Here is a 1,557-nt window from a genome sequence, read left to right on the forward strand (position 1 = left end):
AACAGCAGGATCAGCCAGTGTACCGGGCGCACGAATTCGGTTTTGTGGGCGCCCCAGCGCATGCGCTTGGGAATCGGCAGCGCCGCCAGGGATTTATCCACCAGTTCGGGCATCAGCTCTACGGTTGGCTTGCCCTGCTCCACGGTGCGATACACCAGCCAGGCACCCTTGTCGGTTTCCAGGGTATCAAGCTGGTCCGGGGTGATGCCCAGTGAGGTGGCAAAGCCGGTCAGGGCCCGGGTGGGGTTGCCGGCGTCATCAAAGGCGGCTTTCACCGCCGGGCCACGCTTCTCTACCGGCTTGTCTGGCTGGGCATCGGCCAGGTCGCGAATGCGCACGGCCAGGCGACGGGGGGCGGCAAAGGCTTCGACCTTGCCGAAGGCCACGCCCGCCTCTTCCAGGCCTTTGACAATGCCCTGGGTGAAGGCGTCAGACAGCGGTTTGAGGGCTTTCGGAGGCAGCTCTTCGGTGCCCAGTTCGACCAGAAAATCCTGTGTTGCCATTATGCGTTCCCCTGTTCCTGCGGTGCCTTGTTGGCTTTCTTGCCCTTCTTGTTGGCTTTGGCGTCAGCAGCCTCGGCGGCGGCCAGCACTTCCTTGCGAAGATGCTCGGGTGCCAGCGGGAAGCCAAGTTTGCGACGGCTCTCGAAGTAGGCCTGGGCAACGGAGCGAGCCAGGGTACGTACACGCAGGATGAAACGCTGGCGCTCGGTCACGGAAATGGCGTGGCGGGCGTCCAGCAGGTTAAAGGTGTGAGAGGCCTTGAGTACCTGTTCGTAGGCAGGCAGTGGCAGGCCGGCTTCGATCAGGCGGGCGCTTTCCCGCTCGTACACGTCGAAGCTGTGGAACAGGAATTCGGTGTCGGCGTGTTCGAAGTTGTAGGTGGATTGCTCCACCTCATTCTGATGGAACACGTCGCCGTAGGTGACCACGCCGTCCGGGCCTTTGGTCCACACCAGGTCGTACACGCTGTCCACGCCTTGCAAGTACATGGCGATACGCTCAAGCCCGTAGGTCAGCTCGCCGGTGACCGGGTAGCATTCCAGGCCGCCGACTTGCTGGAAGTAAGTGAACTGGGTCACTTCCATGCCGTTCAGCCAGATTTCCCAACCCAGCCCCCAGGCGCCGAGCGTGGGGGATTCCCAGTTGTCTTCGACAAAGCGGATGTCGTGTACCAGCGGGTCCAGGCCCAGGGCGCGCAGGGAATCCAGGTACAGCTCCTGGATGTTGTCCGGTGACGGTTTCAGAACCACCTGGAATTGATAGTAGTGCTGCAGGCGGTTCGGGTTCTCGCCRTAGCGKCCRTCKGTGGGKCGGCGSSWGGGYTGSACRTAGGCGGMGKYCCAGGYYTYSGKGCCSAWGSWRCGCAGGRWGGTGGCSGGRTGRAARGTRCCRGCGCCSACYTCCATGTCMWRGGGYTGSAKMACSRCRCAGCCGTGCTGCGCCCAGAAATTCTGCAGTGCCAGGATCAGACCCTGGAAGGTCTTGATGTCCGGCGCGGAGTTGTTGGTTGCCTTGTCTGTCACGACGTTTGCCTGCTGGTCAGTCTGTGTGTGGC

1 protein-coding gene and 1 pseudogene are annotated in these 1,557 nt (G+C 62.6%); both read right to left on the bottom strand.

The genetic code is table 11. From position 1 onward, the window contains the following. On the bottom strand, positions 1-503 hold a 503-nt coding region (locus IQ216_RS13830), incomplete at its 3' end, for a glycine--tRNA ligase subunit beta (RefSeq protein ID WP_193815928.1). 113 nt (positions 504-616) lie between these two features. After that, positions 617-1,489: pseudogene (gene glyQ, locus IQ216_RS13835) on the bottom strand (glycine--tRNA ligase subunit alpha); the annotation flags it as partial. Positions 1,490-1,557 lie beyond the last annotated feature (68 nt).

Source organism: Cyanobium sp. LEGE 06143 (genome assembly GCF_015207535.1).
Classification (GTDB): domain Bacteria; phylum Cyanobacteriota; class Cyanobacteriia; order PCC-6307; family Cyanobiaceae; genus NIES-981.